Source organism: Pseudodesulfovibrio portus, from assembly GCF_026000375.1.
In the GTDB taxonomy this organism is placed as follows: domain Bacteria; phylum Desulfobacterota; class Desulfovibrionia; order Desulfovibrionales; family Desulfovibrionaceae; genus Pseudodesulfovibrio; species Pseudodesulfovibrio portus.
On record NZ_AP026708.1, the window covers coordinates 1,168,041 to 1,180,759 of the forward strand.

General features: G+C 63.8%; 18 protein-coding genes. 15 read left to right on the top strand and 3 right to left on the bottom strand.

Features of this window, described 5'->3' with window-relative positions; all coding sequences use genetic code 11:
* Positions 1-91: 91 nt before the first annotated feature.
* From OO730_RS05590 to OO730_RS05645, 12 genes are all read left to right on the top strand, one after another.
* On the top strand, positions 92-613 hold the full coding sequence (locus tag OO730_RS05590) for a nitroreductase family protein (protein ID WP_264983599.1): 522 nt from the start codon (positions 92-94) through the stop codon (positions 611-613).
* Positions 613-1,233 (top strand): MBL fold metallo-hydrolase, encoded by a 621-nt coding sequence (locus OO730_RS05595; RefSeq protein ID WP_264983600.1) that lies wholly within the window; start codon positions 613-615, stop codon positions 1,231-1,233. Before OO730_RS05590 ends, OO730_RS05595 begins: the two co-directional genes overlap by 1 nt.
* Before the next feature lie 104 nt (positions 1,234-1,337).
* Complete coding sequence (locus OO730_RS05600; protein ID WP_264983601.1) at positions 1,338-1,472, top strand: hypothetical protein; 135 nt, start codon at positions 1,338-1,340, stop codon at positions 1,470-1,472.
* Between the two features lie 2 nt (positions 1,473-1,474).
* Positions 1,475-2,077: a flavodoxin family protein gene (locus OO730_RS05605; RefSeq protein ID WP_264983602.1), complete on the top strand. Its 603-nt coding sequence runs from the start codon at positions 1,475-1,477 to the stop codon at positions 2,075-2,077.
* 4 nt (positions 2,078-2,081) lie between these two features.
* Complete coding sequence (locus OO730_RS05610; protein ID WP_264983603.1) at positions 2,082-2,825, top strand: ComF family protein; 744 nt, start codon at positions 2,082-2,084, stop codon at positions 2,823-2,825.
* A gap of 132 nt (positions 2,826-2,957) precedes the next feature.
* Entirely contained in the window at positions 2,958-3,269 is a 312-nt protein-coding gene (gene rplU / locus OO730_RS05615; RefSeq protein ID WP_264983604.1) for a 50S ribosomal protein L21, read from the top strand.
* Between the two features lie 21 nt (positions 3,270-3,290).
* A complete protein-coding gene (gene rpmA, locus OO730_RS05620; protein WP_264983605.1) occupies positions 3,291-3,560 on the top strand; it encodes a 50S ribosomal protein L27 in 270 nt (89 codons plus the stop codon).
* A gap of 150 nt (positions 3,561-3,710) precedes the next feature.
* Complete coding sequence (obgE, locus tag OO730_RS05625; protein ID WP_264983607.1) at positions 3,711-4,760, top strand: GTPase ObgE; 1,050 nt, start codon at positions 3,711-3,713, stop codon at positions 4,758-4,760.
* 129 nt (positions 4,761-4,889) lie between these two features.
* Positions 4,890-6,047 (top strand): glutamate 5-kinase, encoded by a 1,158-nt coding sequence (proB, locus tag OO730_RS05630; protein ID WP_264983608.1) that lies wholly within the window; start codon positions 4,890-4,892, stop codon positions 6,045-6,047.
* On the top strand, positions 6,048-7,244 hold the full coding sequence (locus OO730_RS05635; protein WP_264983609.1) for an MFS transporter: 1,197 nt from the start codon (positions 6,048-6,050) through the stop codon (positions 7,242-7,244).
* 7 nt (positions 7,245-7,251) lie between these two features.
* Positions 7,252-7,398 carry a hypothetical protein gene (locus OO730_RS05640; RefSeq protein WP_264983610.1) on the top strand — a complete coding sequence of 49 codons (147 nt, stop codon included), beginning with the start codon at positions 7,252-7,254 and terminating at the stop codon, positions 7,396-7,398.
* 89 nt (positions 7,399-7,487) lie between these two features.
* Entirely contained in the window at positions 7,488-8,258 is a 771-nt protein-coding gene (locus OO730_RS05645; RefSeq protein ID WP_264983611.1) for a hypothetical protein, read from the top strand.
* Here the strand turns inward: OO730_RS05645 and OO730_RS05650 are convergent.
* Positions 8,233-8,577 carry a helix-turn-helix transcriptional regulator gene (locus OO730_RS05650; RefSeq protein WP_264983612.1) on the bottom strand — a complete coding sequence of 115 codons (345 nt, stop codon included), beginning with the start codon at positions 8,575-8,577 and terminating at the stop codon, positions 8,233-8,235. The two genes, OO730_RS05645 and OO730_RS05650, sit on opposite strands and share 26 nt — an antisense overlap.
* Before the next feature lie 90 nt (positions 8,578-8,667).
* Here OO730_RS05650 and OO730_RS05655 point away from each other — a divergent pair, with 90 nt between their 5' ends.
* A complete protein-coding gene (locus tag OO730_RS05655; protein WP_264983613.1) occupies positions 8,668-8,874 on the top strand; it encodes a hypothetical protein in 207 nt (68 codons plus the stop codon).
* 70 nt (positions 8,875-8,944) lie between these two features.
* Here OO730_RS05655 and OO730_RS05660 read toward each other — a convergent pair whose 3' ends face one another.
* Both OO730_RS05660 and OO730_RS05665 read right to left on the bottom strand, forming a co-directional pair.
* A complete protein-coding gene (locus tag OO730_RS05660) occupies positions 8,945-9,793 on the bottom strand; it encodes an amino acid kinase family protein (protein ID WP_264983614.1) in 849 nt (282 codons plus the stop codon).
* A 105-nt stretch (positions 9,794-9,898) separates the two neighbouring features.
* Complete coding sequence (locus OO730_RS05665; protein WP_264983615.1) at positions 9,899-11,092, bottom strand: putative sulfate/molybdate transporter; 1,194 nt, start codon at positions 11,090-11,092, stop codon at positions 9,899-9,901.
* A gap of 254 nt (positions 11,093-11,346) precedes the next feature.
* On the opposite strand from OO730_RS05665, the gene argB reads away from it, so the two are divergent.
* Positions 11,347-12,222, top strand: coding sequence for an acetylglutamate kinase (argB, locus tag OO730_RS05670; RefSeq protein ID WP_407681919.1), 876 nt, complete (start codon positions 11,347-11,349; stop codon positions 12,220-12,222).
* Positions 12,223-12,231: 9 nt separating this feature from the next.
* A complete protein-coding gene (locus OO730_RS05675) occupies positions 12,232-12,633 on the top strand; it encodes a bacteriohemerythrin (protein WP_264983617.1) in 402 nt (133 codons plus the stop codon).
* Positions 12,634-12,719: the final 86 nt, after the last annotated feature.

Below are 12,719 nucleotides of genomic sequence, written 5' to 3' on the forward strand. Positions count from 1 at the left end.
ATATACGCCGCAGGGGCGCTCACGGTCACACGGGCTTGCCCGCTCCGGGCTCGTGATATACAAACATACACGCATTCAGGAGGATTATTCAATGCAATACGATGACAACCCGGTTTTCCAGGCCATCTATACCCGCAGGTCCATTCGCAAGTACACGGACGAGCCCGTCACCCGGGACGAGCTGACCGCCATCCTCGATGCGGGACGGTGGGCGCCCAGCGGCCTGAACAACCAGCCGTGGCGGTTCCTGGTGATCACCCGCGACGATGAACGGCACGAGAAGCTCGCCGAATGCACCAAGTACGCGCACATCGTCCGCGGCTCCCAGGCCTGCATCGCGGTCCTGCTCGAAAAAGAGGCCATGTACAGCGAGATGAAGGACCACCAGGGTGCCGGGGCATGCATCCAGAACATGCTGCTGGCCGCCCATGCCCTGGGCATAGGCTCGGTCTGGATCGGCCAGATCGTCAACGACCAGGCCGCATCCCTGGGCGCGCTCTCCCTTTCCGAAAACCAATACGAACTCCAGGCGGTCATTGCCCTGGGCCGTCCGGCCCAGAAGGGCGGCTCCAGCCGCAAGGAGCTTGCCGAACTCATGCTGGAGACATTCTGATGACCATCAAAGACTACCAACTGGGACCGCTCCAGACCAACTGCTACCTGCTGGCCGGGGAGACCGAAGCCGTGGCCATCGATCCGGGCGGCGATCCGGCACCGGTCCTGGCCTTCCTCGAGAAAAGCGGCCTGACCCTGACGCACATCCTGAACACCCACCTCCACTTCGACCACACGGCGGGCAACAAGGCCCTGTCCGACGCCACGGGCGCGCCGGTGCTCGGCAACAAACGCGACGCCTATCTCCTGGACACATGGCTCGGCAAGGGCGGGGACATGGGGCTGCCGCTCATCGACCCCTTCGAGTGGGACAACCTGGAACCGGGCGCACGGGCGTTCGCCGGCCTGGAATGCCGCATCCTGCACACGCCGGGGCACTCCGAAGGCAGCCTGACGTTCTACTTCCCCGAGGCCAAGGCGGCCTTTGTGGGCGACTTGATCTTCTACCGCTCCATCGGTCGAACGGACTTCCCGGGCGGAGACATGGACGTGCTCAAGCGGTCCGTCAAGGAACACATCTTCACCCTGCCCGACGAGACCGTGATCCTGTCCGGCCACGGGCCGGAAACCACGGTGGGCGACGAGAAGAACCACAACCCCTTTTTCGGAGGATTCTGATGGCCGAAGACGTGACCATCGACATCCGCGACAAGTGCTGAGGCGTCGGGCTGGAGGTAGGTTGGTACCTCCGTTTCGCCAAGACGGACCGCGTCACGGCCCTGGTGTCCACCAAGGGCGCGGCTCAGGTGCGCCATGAGGAACACATCTTTCCGGACTGGGAATTCGACATTGAAGAGATGGACGACCACGCACGAGCGGTCATGACCCGCAGAAAACCGTTGTTCGACAAGGAGTGAACGTGGACGAAGCAGTGATTTTCGCCTGCAGCCACAGAAGAGACGGCAACACGGACCACGCGGCCCGGCTGATGGCCGAGGGGGTGAATGTTGCGGGCGGCCATGCCGAGATCATCTACCTCCGCAACCACAAGGTCCTGCCCTGCCTGGCCTGCGGGTACTGCTGCGAAGCCGTCGACCGCCGGGGGCGCGAGCGGTGCGTGCTCGGCGCAAAGGACGAGGCCTTCGAGCTGTTCGCGAAACTGTTCTCGGCCCGGACCGTCCTGTTCGCCTCGCCCATCTACTTCTACCACCTGCCCTCCCTGTTCAAGACCTGGATCGACCGCAGCCAGCAATTCTGGACGGCCCGACAGACCGGCGAACCGTGGGTGGCGGACCTGCCCCGGCGCACGGCCCATGCGGTGCTGGCGGCCGGGCGGCCCGAGGGGGCCAGGCTCTTCGAAGGCGCCGCCCTGACCCTCAAGTATTTCCTGCACAACTTCAACATGACCCTGGCCGAACCGCTCCTGCTGCGGGGCATTGACGACCGAACCGATCTGGCCGACCGTTCCGAACTGGAAGAACGGATCGTGGAACTCGGCAAGACGGCATGGGCATCGGCCTGAGCCCATGATCCCCCGGATTCTTGATCTCGCCCGCAGGATAGGCCTGACGGCCCGGCGCTGCCCCGCCTGCGGCGCGGTGACGCACGCCCCTGCGAAGACCGACGGCAATACGCTCTGCGCCGACTGCGCCCGGGCCATGGCCCCGCGGACCGGTGGGTACTGCCCGGGCTGCGGCCACATGTCCGGCCGTAAGGACGACCCGCCCTCGCTGTGCCCCGAATGCCGCCGCACGCCCCCGCCCTGGGCCCGGCTCCATTTCCACGGCAAATACGCCGACCCCCTGCGCACCCTGATCCTCGGCTACAAGTTCGGCGGAGGCTTCGGCCATGCCCGGCTGCTGGCGGACATGGCCGAGCGGGCCTTCAACGGGACCGGGAACGCCGTGCCGGACGTCATCGTTCCGGTTCCCCTGCACAGCAGACGGCTCATGTGGCGAGGGTTCAACCAGGCCACCGAGATGTCCCGTCTCCTGTCGCGGAAACTGGGCAGGCCCATGCTCCAAAACGGCCTCGTGCGGACCAGGAACACGGTGCCCCAGACCCGCCTGGGACACAGGGAGCGCCAGGCCAACATCAAGGATGCCTTCACCGCCGACCCCGGACAGGTCAGGGGCAAGACCGTGCTCCTGGTGGACGACGTGTACACCACGGGCGCGACCCTGCGGGAGTGCGCGCGCACCCTGAACCGGGCCGGGGCCGCCGCAGTGGAAGTGCTGGTCCTGGCCAGGGCCCAGCAGGAACCCTGCTGAGCACGGCGTATCGCAGGTATCGGAAGGGCCGGGCCCGGAGCAAAAAAATAGCAAAAAAAACCGTTCCGGGACTTGACTTCTCACATAGGTTGCGGCTAGGTTGCCTCCTCTTACGAATTGGAGGTTGACAATATGTTTGCTATTATCGAGACCGGCGGAAAACAGTACCGCGTTGAAGAAGGTCTTGAATTCAATGTAGATCTGATCAAGGCCGATGCAGGCAAAAGCCTGAGCATCGATTCCGTTCTCCTGGTTGACCAGGACGGCGACACCAAGATCGGCGAGCCCTACGTCAAGGGTGCCAAGGTTGATTGCGAAGTCCTGGGCCACACTCGTGGCGAAAAGGTCGTGGTCTTCCACAAGCTGTCCAAGAAGGACGCCCGCAAGACCCAGGGTCACCGCCAGGATTATACCCAACTGAAAGTCAAGTCCATCAAGGCCTAGCGGCCTGGAAGGGAGGATAACATGGCTCATAAGAAAGCTGGTGGTAGTTCCAGGAACGGTCGCGACAGCGCCGGACAAAGGCGTGGCGTGAAGCGTTTCGGCGGCCAGGAAGTGGCTGCCGGCAACATCCTCGTGCGTCAGCTCGGCACCAAATTTCATCCCGGCGAAGGCGTCGGCATGGGCAAGGACTACACCCTGTTCGCCCTGGTGGACGGCGTTGTCCAGTTCGAGAAGTACACACGCAAGAAGGTCGTCAAGACCCGCGTGAACGTACTTCCCGCCGAGGCCTAGTTCTCGCAGGTAAAACTTTTGCGCCGGGCAGGGAGCAGTTATGCTGCTCCCTGCCCGTTTTTTGCGTTCTGATTCGCGAAACGCCCGGTTTGGAGACTCTTCCGGACCGGCGTCTGGCGCTTTCGGGCTAATCCGGGTTAAGGAACTGATATGAAATTCGTGGATGAAGCGACCATCAAGGTCATCTCCGGCAACGGCGGCAACGGCTGTGCGAGCCTCAGGCGCGCGGCCAACCTGCCCAAGGGCGGCCCGGACGGCGGCGACGGCGGCAAGGGCGGCGACGTCATCTTCCGTGGTTCCTCGCGGCTGATGTCCCTGTACGACTTCCGCCTCAAGCGCAAGTACGCAGCCAAAAACGGTCAGGCCGGAATGGGCCGTGACCGGTACGGCAGGGCCGCCGAGGACCTGATCGTCGATCTGCCCGTGGGCACGCTCGTCTTCGGGATCACCGAGAACGAAGACGGCTCGACCAGCGAGGAACTCATCGCGGACCTGACCGGCGACGGAACCGAAATCGTCGTCTGCCAGGGCGGCAAGGGCGGCCGGGGCAACCTGCATTTCAAGTCGTCCGTCAACCGCACCCCCCGCTATGCCGAGCCCGGTTTCCCCGGTGAAGAGAAGCATATCCGCCTGGAGCTGAAGATCCTGGCCGACGTGGGACTGCTCGGCCTGCCCTCGGCGGGCAAGTCCACCTTCATTGCCCAGGTGTCCGCAGCCCGGCCCAAGATCGCGGCCTACCCCTTCACCACCCTGGTGCCCAACCTCGGGGTCATCGAGAACGAACATTTCCAGCGGCTGGTCATAGCCGACATCCCCGGCCTCATCGAAGGAGCCCACGAGGGGCGCGGCCTGGGCATCCAGTTCCTCAAGCACGTGGAACGCACCCGCTTCCTGGTCCACATCCTGGCCGCCGAGGACGTCAACCGCGACAACCCCGTGGACGGCTACGCCATGCTCAACCAGGAACTGACCGAGTACAACGAGGAAATGGCCGAGAAGCCCCAGATCAAGGTCATCAACAAGATCGACACCCTGACCGAAGAGGACCTGGCGGACTTGAAGGCCAAGGTGGCCGCCTCCGGCGAAACCGTGTTCTTCATTTCCGCCCTCACCGGCGAAGGCGTGGATGCCCTGCTGGCCGAAATGTGGAAGCAGTTGGAAGTCATGAACCAGGCCGAAGCCGCCGAGCAGACCGACTAGCCGTCCGCTTCACTCCCGAGTGCGGATCAGGTGGTCCGCCGCCCCCGCAGGTCCCGGAAACGGGATATCGGCGGCCAGCCCGAAGTCATGCCTTGCCACCCCCGCCCGGAGTGCTGTACTGTGCGCCCCATGACGAATCATGCGATCAATCGGCAGTCCGTTCTCGCCTCGCTCAAACGTGTGGTGGTCAAGGTCGGGAGTGCCGTCATCACCACCGGGGACGGGCTCGACAGTACGGCCATCAACCGGCTCGCGGACCAGCTCTGCGGGCTGCGGGACCGGTCCGTGGACGTAATCCTGGTCTCTTCCGGCGCAGTGGCCGCAGGCCGCCAGCGCATCTTCGAACGCACGCGGCAGACGCAGAATCCTGCCGACATGGCCTCGCGCCAGGCCGCTTCCGCCGTGGGCCAGGGACGTCTCATGCACGACTACGACGAGGCCTTTGCCAGGCACGGCGTGGTCACGGCCCAGATGCTGCTCACCCGCAGCGGCCTCAAGGACCGGGAACGGTTCCTCAACGCGCGCACCACCATGGAACGCCTCCTGGAATGGGGCGTCATCCCCATCGTCAACGAGAACGACACCGTCTCCACCCGCGAACTGGAGTTCGGCGACAACGACACCCTCGGGGCCATGTGCGTGGGGCTGACCGGAGCCGACCTGTTCGTCAGCCTGACCTCTGCGGACGGCGTGTTCGACAGGAACCCGGACAGCAGCCCGGACGCCAAGCCCATGCCGACCATCGACAACATCTGCGACCTGGACATCGAATCCCTGTGCGACGGCAAGACCTCGGTGGGCACCGGCGGCATGTACTCCAAGCTCCGGGCCGCGCGCCGCGCCTCCCAGTTGGGCGTGCCGACCTTCATCGTGTCCGGCAAGGGCGACTTCGACATCCTGGCCGCCCTCGAAAGCAAGACCCGGGGCACCCTGATCCTGCCGCGCAAGAACGCGGTGTCGAGCAAGAAATTCTGGCTCGCCTACCACGACGACCCGGCCGGTTCCATCCGGGTGGACAAAGGCGCTGCGGGCGCACTGCTGCGCAAGGGCAAATCGCTCCTGCCCATCGGCATCGCCGGGGTGGACGGCTGCTTCGAGCGCGGGGCCCTGGTCTTCATCAGGACCCTGGAAGGCGAGGAGCTGGGTGTCGGCATATCCAATTTTTCGGCCGACGAGCTGTGCCGCATCAAGGGCAGGCACACCGACGAGCTGGCCGCCATCCTCGGCCCCATTCCGTCCGACGAAGCGATCCACCGGGACAACATGCTGCTGGACGCGGCCATCTAGATGCGAAGACTTTATCTCGACAAGAATCTGCAATTCATCTTCGGCGTAACCCTGATGGCCGTGCTCGGCGTGTCCTCCATCATCCCGGCCCTGCCGGATATCATGGAGGGGCTGTCCTTCACCCCGGCCACCATCGGCCTGACCATCGCGGTCTTCACCCTGCCCGGCGTGCTGCTGGCGCCCCTGGTGGGCATCCTGGCCGATCGGCTGGGGCGCAAGGTGGTGCTGGTGCCGTCCCTGTTCCTGTTCGGCGGCTTCGGATTCGCCTGCTTCTTCGCCCAATCCGTCACCCAACTGCTGGTCCTCCGCTTCTGCCAGGGCGTGGGCGCGGCCCCGCTGGGCGTGCTCTACGGGACCATGATCGGCGATCTGTACGAAGGCCGCGAACGCGGCCAGGCCATGGGCTACAATTCCTCGGTCCTGGCCATGGGCACGGCGGGCTTTCCGGCCCTGGGCGGTTTCCTGGCCCTGCTCGGCTGGAACTGGCCCTTTCTCCTGCCGCTCGTGGCCATCCCGCTGGGACTGGCCATCTCCACGGCCATGGACACGCCGGAACCCCGGATTTCCGGCAGCTTCAAGCAATATCTCTCCACCGCGCTGACCCAGATGAAAACCCGGCAGGCGCTCTCCCTGTTCGCCACCACCCTGCTGACCTTCGTCATCCTCTACGGCCCCATCGTCACCTACCTGCCGCTGCTGCTCGACCTCCGATTCCACGCCTCGCCCGCGTCCATCGGCATGATCTTCCTCGTGGCCTCGGGCTTCTCCGGCCTGGCCTCGTTCCAGCTCGGCAGGCTGGCCGAATGTTTCGGGCAAAAGGCGCTGCTGGGCACAGCGGCCGTGCTCTACGGGCTGGCCATGCTGCTCATGCCGCATGCGCCCGGCATGTGGCAGGTGATCCCGCCCGTGATCTGCTTCGGCCTGGCCCAGGGGTTGAACATCCCGACCATCATGACCATGCTGACCTCGCTGGCGCCCATGGAACAGCGCGGCGCGTTCATGGCCGCCAACGGGCTGCTCCTGCGCCTGGCCCAGACCGTGGCCCCGTTGGTCATGGGCGGCATCTACGCCCTGTTCGGCATGGGGGCCGTCTTCCTCGGCGGGCTGGCCTGCGCTGCGGCCCTCCTCGGTCTGGCCCTGTTCGCCACCCGAAACACCCGGCCCGAGCCTAATACTCCCGAATGTCCACGCCGATAAGAAAGGCATGACAGGTATTCGAAACCGATTGCAGCACAGGCTCAACCCGCTGCACCTCTATTGCCGGCTGCGCACCCTGGGCATGACCCACGGGACGGCCGTCATTCTCTCCCGCTGCTACGAGCGGGCGCTCTACCGCCTCGTGCTTGCCTGACCCCTGTGCCACATTGATGGCAGGTACTTTCCCCTTGTACCCGGAAGTCCTCTGTGAGATTGTTCCGGACCGTACGAAGGGAGGGGTTTATGCGTATTTTCCTGGGATTTGACGACACCGACGACCACGACTCGGCCATGGGGACCGGACGGCTGGTGCGCGAATTCGGCTGCCAACTGCCCGAGGGGTACACCCTGGCGGGCATCGTCCGGCACCAGCTGCCGCGGCTGGAAGAAATACCCTTCACCTCCAACAACAGCTCGGCCTGCGCAATCATCGACATGGACGACGACTGCTCCCCCGACATGCTGCGCGACCTGGCCGTCAAACACCTTGAAGCCCACTGCGCGCCCGGCAGCGACCCCGGCCTGTGCCTGGCCGCAGAAGCCGACGTCGTCCCCGCCATGGTCGAATTCGGGCAAAAGGCCACCGGCCACCGGTTGACCCAGAAAGAGGCCATGGAAACGGCCCGTTCAATTCAGTTGTACGGCCTGGGCGGCACCAACGACGGCATCATCGGCGCCCTGGCCGCCGTGGGCCTGACCCGACTCGGCTGGTGCGGACGGTTCATCGAATTCGGACGGCTGCGGGACCTCCCCGCCGACATGCACGTTCACGACCTGAACGACATCGGCGTGTCCGTGGTCTCCGTGGACCGCGACCCGTTGGTGCCCCTGCCGGGCGACGTGGTGACAAACGCGGTCTGGATCCGCCCCTCCCTGTGGGACGGCAAACCCGTACTGCAGGTCAGGAACGTGGAACACGGCGTCTGGGCTCCCGCCCATTCCAAAAGGGGCAAACACAAGGACAAGGCGCGCCGGGACAAACCGGCGTCTACCCTCTCCGGTAGAACGCAATAAAGGCGTCGAGCCTGTCCCGCTGCTGCTCCATGTGCTGAATCCACATCTCCAGCACTTCCTCGCCCTCCGGGGTGATGGAATAGACCCGCTTTGCCGGGCCGTCGCCCTCATTGTCCCAACTCGAGGTCACCAGTCCCTCCTCGTCCATCTGCCGCAGATGGCGGTAGACCATGCCCGGAGGCGCGTCCCCGCTCAAGAACCCGTACTCGCTGATGGCGCTGATCAAAGGGTATCCGTAGTTCGGCCCCTCGCGCAGGGCCATCAAAAGGGAAGGCTGCATATACCGTTGACGCTTCTCGCCGCCGACTTTCTTCGACATCGTACTATTTCCTTCTTGACTCTATGTGCTTGATGGATATATAAACACTATAGACCAATATCCATCAAGGCTCAAGCCAAGGAGGACGATATGAAGATTTTTGTCAGGGAAAGACGGCGTTCCGACAAGGGAGACAAGAAGCCCCGTTACCGCGTTGTCGGTGTGCAGGGCGGAGACCTCAAGATTTACGTCAAGCGCATCCGCAAATGCGAACTCGATGAAATCGCCAAGTCCACCGGTGCCGAGGTCGTTCTCCTGGAACGCGACGGCGAAGGCAAGGGCGGCGGCAAGGAATAGCCGCGCAACGCACGCAAAAAAGGCCGGGAGCATCATGCTCCCGGCCTTTTTCGCGTTTTGTCGATTCCGTCTAATCCTTGTAGATGATGGTGCCCACATGCTCGCCTTCCAGGGCGGCGTGGAGGTGTTCGGGGTGGCGCAGGACGTCGATGATCTGGAAGGACTTGAGCGTCTTGGCGTTCTTGAGGAAGGTCAGGACGGGCCGCTCCACGATGAGGTCTTCCAGGTCCATCTCGATGAGTTCGTCCACGTGAATCTTGTCGAAGAACTTCATGGTCTTCCGGTCGCCCTTCTTGGGATCGTTCTCGTACATGCCCTTCTCGTCCTTGAGATAGATCAGGGACTTGGCACCGATATTTTCGGCCAGGAGGCACGCGCCCGAGTCCGTGCGGTGGGGCGGAATGGAGCCCAGCTCCGCCGGGTGCTCGAAAAACCCGTAGGGCGGGATACCGGTGGTGATGGGGATGTAGCCGAGCTGGCAGTACATGTGCAACTGTTCCAGGTGCGCGCCGTGGCCGATCATGGCACCGCCGTGCTTGGCCAGGAGCACGGACAGCATCTCCGCGTTCTGGGCCGACACCTTGTCGCCGAGCTTGGACAGGACGCCGGTGGGCATGCCCAGATCGACGCCGATGTTGTACACGTGCCGGGCCCGGGTGCCGCCGCCGCACATGAGAAGGATCTTGTGCTTCTCCTTGGCCTTGACCAGCTCCTCGAGAATGGGGAACAGGGCTTTGGCCCCCCGGTCCATGATGGACTGCCCCCCGATCTTGAGCACGTTGACGTCCGGCTGCATGCGAAAATATTCGGCCGACTCGGTCCGACGGAGCAGCGCCTTGCCGACCAGGGACTCGCCCATCAGCGGGGTGTCAATATGCAGGCGTCCCTTTTCTTCTTGTTCCTTGATGAGCTTGCCCATGAAATTCCTCCAAATTCAATTTTTTAAATTCACTCAGCACCATTGTACCTGCCGGGATAAAAAAAACAAGCGGGTTATTGCGTTCCGGACTTCGGCACCGGGGGATCAGACCGTGATCCGGCCCTTGTTCATGAGATGCATCAGGACGAGGCCAACGCCGAACGCCCAGGCCAGGTTGGCGGCCAGGGTGATGCCGAGCATGACCACGATGACGAACAGGTGGGAGCGGGACTCCACGTCCTGGATGGTCAGGGCCAGCTGGATGCCGGAGAAGAACAGCAGCACGCCGAGCACGCCCATGGGCAGCAGGTGCAGCGCACCTGCGGACCCCGGCCCCAGCAGCACGGCCAGGAGCAGGAAAAACCCGCCGATGACGATGTTGGACCCGGCGGTGCGCGCGCCGAAGGCGTAATGCGCGGCCAGCCCGCCCGCGCCGTGGCAGACCGGCATGCCGCCCACCAGGGAAGAAAAGACGTTGGCCAGCCCCATGGAGATGCACAGGGCGCGGTCCGTGACACGGCGGCTTTCCTCGCCGAAATATTCGAAGCTCAGGTCCCGGCTGGCGATGACCGCGTTGCCCATGGTCATGGGAATCTGGGGCAGGACCAGGGCGAACAGGCCGTAGGTCAGGTCCACCCCCGTGGGCAGGCCGAACGGCAGGATTTCGGGCAGGTGCAGCCCCACGGAGGCCGAGGCCAGCTCGCGCCACGCGCCCAGGGCCGCCCCGAAGGCCGCCCCGCAAACCACGACCACCAGCCCGGCCGGATAGCGACGGTTCTTGAGCAGGAACAGGGTGACCAGCCCGAACAGGACGCCCGTGACCACGGACATGGGCACCGGGCCCAGGGCCTGGACGGACAAATACGGCTCGACGCCGCCGCGCATGGCCTGGAACGGGCTGTTGCCCACGATGAGGGACGCGCCCTTGGAGAGCAGGAGCACGCCGGTTGCCAGCTGAACGCCCCTGATGACGGGCCGGGGGACCACCTTGGCCACCACGTTGACCAGGCCCGTGGCCCCGAGAATGAGCAACAGGGCCGCCAGGAGCATCCCCGAACCGGTGATCACGCCGGGCGTCAGCGCCAGGGCGATGCCGTAGGCGGACACCACCTTCATGGGCTGGACCGCGATGGGCACCCGGAAATAGGAACCGGCCAGGATGTACATCAGCCCGATGGTCAGGAACAGCCCGGTGGCGGACAGCCCGTTGATCATGATCATGCCGAAGGCCAGCGGCAGGAGCGTACCCAAATCCCCCACGGACCCGGCCCATTCCATTCTGTTGAAACTGATCTTCACGTCCTACCGTCCTGTCATGAGTTATTGGACTCACTGGACAATTAACAGGTCCGGACAACGAAATGCAACCGTTCCAACCCAAAAAACATACCTTTCCACTCTGAAAAGTGTCGGAATTACCTGCCGCCAACGGCTCCTGCGACCGATCGGGAATTGACTTCAACCCTCCTTTGAAGGACAATCCCGGCCATCATCGGGCCCGGTGTCCGAAACCAGGAGCACACATGAAACACGAATCCATCAGCAAGCGGGACATGAAGCGGTACCAGCTGCAGGCCAAGTCCATCATCGAGACCCTGCCCTTCATCACCGAGTTCTTCGGCAAGACCCTGGTCATCAAGTACGGCGGCAACGCCATGATCGACGAGGACCTCAAGCGCGCCTTTGCCCTGAACGTCATCCTGCTCAAATACATCGGCATCAACGTGGTGGTCGTGCACGGGGGCGGCCCGCAGATCGGCAAGATGCTGACCGCCCTGAACATCGAGTCCCACTTCCGCGAGGGATACAGGGTCACCGACGAGGCCACCATGGACGTGGTGGAGATGGTCCTGGTGGGCAAGGTCAACAAGGAGATCGTCAACCTGATCAACCTCAACGGCGGCCAGGCCGTGGGGCTGTCCGGCAAGGACGGGCGGTTGATCACTGCCGAGCCCAAGGAGCTGGCCATCGAAAAGGACAACGCCCCGCCCGAGATCATCGACCTGGGCAAGGTGGGCGAGGTCACCTCGGTCAACACCCGGCTGCTGGAATCGCTCATGCGGGACAGCTTCATCCCGGTCATCGCCCCGGTGGGCGTGGACGAGGAAGGGGTCACCTACAACATCAACGCCGACTCGGTGGCGGGAGCCGTGGCCACCGCCCTGAAGGCCAAGCGGTTGTACCTGCTGACCGACGTGCCCGGACTGCTTGACGCCGACGGGGAGCTGGTCACCTCGCTGACCGCCAAGGAGGCCTTTGAAGCCATCCGGTCCGGCGTGGTCACGGGCGGCATGATCCCCAAGATCAAATGCTGCCTGGAGGCCGTGGCCGGGGTGGAGAAATCCGCCATCATCGACGGCCGGGTGGAAAACTGCATCCTGCTCGAACTGTTCACCAAGTCCGGCATCGGCACCGAAATCGTCTACTAGGGGGACCGCATGGAGCATCCTCAATGGACCGAAAGACTCAGCGTCGGGCTGGACGCCATCGACGCGCAGCACAAGCAGCTCTTCGCCATCTCCGAGGCCCTGCACTCGGCCCTCCTCTCCGGCCAGGGAAAGGAGGCCGTGAAAAAGGCCTTCAAGGACCTGGAAGCCTACACAACCAGGCATTTCACGGAGGAAGAAGACTTCATGCGCTCCATCGGCTACCCGGACATCGAAGCACACAAGACCCAGCACGAACAGCTGCTGCTGCGCTGCCGGATGCTCTGGAATCTCGACCGGCGGAACGACCCCATCAAACCCGAGGGCGTCGCATTTTTCCTGGCCGAATGGCTCGACGAGCACGTCTCAACCAGCGACAAGGCCATCGGGGATTTCGTCAGGTCCCGGAAATAACCGGTGCCAAACCGGCACCAATGGCGCACCCCTTGAACCATGGGCCGGGCCATAGGTATCCTCATCGGAACAGGAACCGATACCAT

What these genes read in the sequence shown, in the direction of transcription:
- OO730_RS05655 (WP_264983613.1), top strand. Translation starts at nt 8,668, where the DNA reads ATGAAGATTTTTGTCAGGGAAAGACGGCGTTCCGACAAGGGAGACAAG.
- rplU (WP_264983604.1), top strand. Translation starts at nt 2,958, where the DNA reads ATGTTTGCTATTATCGAGACCGGCGGAAAACAGTACCGCGTTGAAGAA.
- OO730_RS05650 (WP_264983612.1), bottom strand. Translation starts at nt 8,577, where the DNA reads ATGTCGAAGAAAGTCGGCGGCGAGAAGCGTCAACGGTATATGCAGCCT.
- OO730_RS05635 (WP_264983609.1), top strand. Translation starts at nt 6,048, where the DNA reads ATGCGAAGACTTTATCTCGACAAGAATCTGCAATTCATCTTCGGCGTA.
- OO730_RS05640 (WP_264983610.1), top strand. Translation starts at nt 7,252, where the DNA reads ATGACAGGTATTCGAAACCGATTGCAGCACAGGCTCAACCCGCTGCAC.
- argB (WP_407681919.1), top strand. Translation starts at nt 11,347, where the DNA reads ATGAAGCGGTACCAGCTGCAGGCCAAGTCCATCATCGAGACCCTGCCC.
- rpmA (WP_264983605.1), top strand. Translation starts at nt 3,291, where the DNA reads ATGGCTCATAAGAAAGCTGGTGGTAGTTCCAGGAACGGTCGCGACAGC.
- OO730_RS05590 (WP_264983599.1), top strand. Translation starts at nt 92, where the DNA reads ATGCAATACGATGACAACCCGGTTTTCCAGGCCATCTATACCCGCAGG.
- OO730_RS05595 (WP_264983600.1), top strand. Translation starts at nt 613, where the DNA reads ATGACCATCAAAGACTACCAACTGGGACCGCTCCAGACCAACTGCTAC.
- obgE (WP_264983607.1), top strand. Translation starts at nt 3,711, where the DNA reads ATGAAATTCGTGGATGAAGCGACCATCAAGGTCATCTCCGGCAACGGC.
- OO730_RS05645 (WP_264983611.1), top strand. Translation starts at nt 7,488, where the DNA reads ATGCGTATTTTCCTGGGATTTGACGACACCGACGACCACGACTCGGCC.
- OO730_RS05610 (WP_264983603.1), top strand. Translation starts at nt 2,082, where the DNA reads ATGATCCCCCGGATTCTTGATCTCGCCCGCAGGATAGGCCTGACGGCC.
- proB (WP_264983608.1), top strand. Translation starts at nt 4,890, where the DNA reads ATGACGAATCATGCGATCAATCGGCAGTCCGTTCTCGCCTCGCTCAAA.
- OO730_RS05675 (WP_264983617.1), top strand. Translation starts at nt 12,232, where the DNA reads ATGGAGCATCCTCAATGGACCGAAAGACTCAGCGTCGGGCTGGACGCC.
- OO730_RS05660 (WP_264983614.1), bottom strand. Translation starts at nt 9,793, where the DNA reads ATGGGCAAGCTCATCAAGGAACAAGAAGAAAAGGGACGCCTGCATATT.